The sequence below is a fragment of the Amycolatopsis sp. SID8362 genome (assembly GCF_010550475.1).
Taxonomy (GTDB): domain Bacteria; phylum Actinomycetota; class Actinomycetes; order Mycobacteriales; family Pseudonocardiaceae; genus Amycolatopsis; species Amycolatopsis eburnea.
Genome location: NZ_JAAGNB010000805.1, coordinates 1 through 1,558, shown reverse-complemented (window position 1 = coordinate 1,558; position 1,558 = coordinate 1). Strand labels below are relative to the sequence as shown.

Here is a 1,558-nt window from a genome sequence, read left to right as displayed (position 1 = left end):
CCGACGCGGGGCGGCGGGAACTGGCGGAACAGCGAGCGCGTGCCGTCGCCGGCGCGCTCACCGGGGCCGGCGTGACCCAGCGGGTCGACGCCGCCGGCACCGGCACCGAACCCGGGGTCACCGCGATGACCGGCGGGCGGTTCGACGAAGCGGCGGCGGCCCGGATGAGGCGGGTGGAGATCACGTACCAGGGCCCCGGCCCGAGCACGTAGACCGACCAGGAGGCACGGCCATGACCAGCACCGACCAGACGAGAAACCTGCCACTGCCCCAGCCGCGGCCCCGCGCCGAGACGCCGGCGGGCGACCTGCTCCTCGCCCGCGTGCAGGAGCTGAACTACCGCTCCGCCCGCGCGATGGACGGCCACGTGGTGGGCCCGCACGGCCAGAACCTGACCGTCGGCGAAGCACAGGCCCGCGCCGAGCTGATCGACCGGCTCATCGAGCTGGAGCAGCTGCGCGGCAGCCTGCGCCACCGCCGCGTCGGCCGCGTGACGCGGGTGCTGACGCTCCTCACGGTGACGGTGGTCGACCTGCCGATCATGCTGTGGCTGGCCAGTTCCGTGTTCAACGTCGACTGGAGCGACCCGCTCGGCCTGCCCCTGGCGATCAGCATCGTGATCTCGGTGCTGGCCACCGGCGGCGCGGCGACGGCGTTGCACCACCTCGGCCACAACCAGCGCCAGCACAAGAACGCCAAGCGGCAGCTGGACTGGGCGAAGCTGTCGGCGGGGTCGAAGCTCAGCCTGGTCACGGTGGGGCTGCTGGTCGGGCTGATGGGCGTGGTGATGTTCGTCCGGGTGTACACCGAGGGCGTGCTGTCCGGGATGAACGACCTCGCCGTGCTGATGGCGGTGCTGGTCGCCCTGGTGATGGTGGTGTCGGCGACGCTGGTGTTCTGGACGGCGTTCCGCGACGGTTCGCTGGAGCAGGACGACCTGCGCCACTACAGCGACAGCGTGCGGCCGTTCCTGGCGGCGAAGCGCGAGTACGAGGACCAGGCCCACGAGCTGAGCTGCCAGTACGACCTCCTGCGGCGCCAGGCGGGCCGCGCGGAGGAATGACCTCGGGGGAACCCGGGGACCCGGGCCGGCGGGAAGGGGCTGCCCGCTGGCCCGGGTGACGTCGCCCGGATGACGTGAATGACTCATTCATGTCGTCGGACGACGTGAATGAGTCATTCACGGCGGCGGGTCAGGGGCGCGGGACCCCCATCGGGTTGGGCACCGGGACCACCCCGCTGTCGACCACCGCGCGGCTGAGCGGGACCGCCAGCTCCAGCGCCCGCTCGAAGTCCGCGCCCAGCGCCTCGACCGGCCCCGCGGCCAGCCGATCGGTGTCGGCCTCGACCCGGCGGCGCAGCTCCCGGCCCGCGTCGGTCAGCCGACCGGCCTCGTCGAGCACACCGCGAGACCGCAACCGGTCCACCGCGGCGTCCCACTCCTCGTCCGTCCATCCCCGGTGCGGCTGGACGTCCGCGCGGCCGATCACCCCGTCACCGATGTGGGTGAGGGTCGTCTCCAGCCCGCTCAACCCCGCGTGGACCGCCGCCAAAACAT

Annotated in this window: 1 protein-coding gene and 2 pseudogenes; 2 read left to right on the top strand and 1 reads right to left on the bottom strand. The window is 73.0% G+C overall.

Annotated features, from left to right (window positions below):
• Both G3I65_RS24875 and G3I65_RS24870 read left to right on the top strand, forming a co-directional pair.
• Nucleotides 1–212, top strand: a pseudogene (locus tag G3I65_RS24875) (hypothetical protein); the annotation flags it as partial.
• A gap of 20 nt (nt 213–232) precedes the next feature.
• On the top strand, nt 233–1,063 hold the full coding sequence (locus G3I65_RS24870) for a hypothetical protein (RefSeq protein WP_160698241.1): 831 nt from the start codon (nt 233–235) through the stop codon (nt 1,061–1,063).
• A gap of 130 nt (nt 1,064–1,193) precedes the next feature.
• Here the strand turns inward: G3I65_RS24870 and G3I65_RS24865 are convergent.
• A pseudogene (locus G3I65_RS24865) lies at nt 1,194–1,558 on the bottom strand (hypothetical protein); the annotation flags it as partial.

Bases quoted from the DNA above. Each gene is read 5' to 3' on its own strand.
- G3I65_RS24870 (WP_160698241.1), top strand. From the start codon at position 233: ATGACCAGCACCGACCAGACGAGAAACCTGCCACTGCCCCAGCCGCGG.